Annotated in this window: 1 protein-coding gene; it reads left to right on the forward strand. The window is 47.0% G+C overall.

The window, feature by feature from the left end:
* Positions 1-64: 64 nt before the first annotated feature.
* The coding region (locus tag ACS8FC_RS18530) for an NAD(P)/FAD-dependent oxidoreductase (protein WP_439297870.1) at positions 65-638 on the forward strand (574 nt) is incomplete at its 3' end.

Raw genomic sequence — 638 nt, forward strand, 5'->3', positions numbered from 1 at the left:
CTTATATGAACAGCATTAGAACTCGCTCGTCAAACATCTATCCATCACTTTGATTAGGATGCCAATGAAACAGCTGTCGCCAAAGAAACTATTGTTAGCAGGGGCAGGTCATGCTCATATTGGACTGTTACGTCGGCTTGTTACTGGGCAGCTAGAGAGTACGGATTTTAAGGGAACGGCTATAGACATCGCTCTAATTAGCGAGCAGCCGCAGACTATATATTCAGGAATGCTACCTGGTTGGATGGCAGGACATTACTCGCTTGACGATATCAGTATCGATATAAAATCACTTTGTATGCGAGCGGGTGTACGCTTTATTCAGCAGTCGATCGTACAGGTCGATGCGGTATCCAATATGGTCGCGACAACGGGCGATGAGCGATTGGCACTTGATTATGATGTGTTGTCATTGAATACGGGTGCAGAGACAGATATGCGTTGGTTAGATAAACGAGACAGCTATGCTAAGACGGATACTCACGCTAGTACAGACGTAATCGCTATTCGTCCCTTGTCAGGTTTTATCACGCATTGGCAGCAGATTTTGGCTGAGGCGCGGCAAGCTAGTCAATATCAATTGGCAATCATTGGTGCTGGGGCTGCCGCGACCGAATTGGTTATGGCGGCTCAAGTGG

Source organism: Psychrobacter sp. 1Y4 (assembly GCF_051847555.1).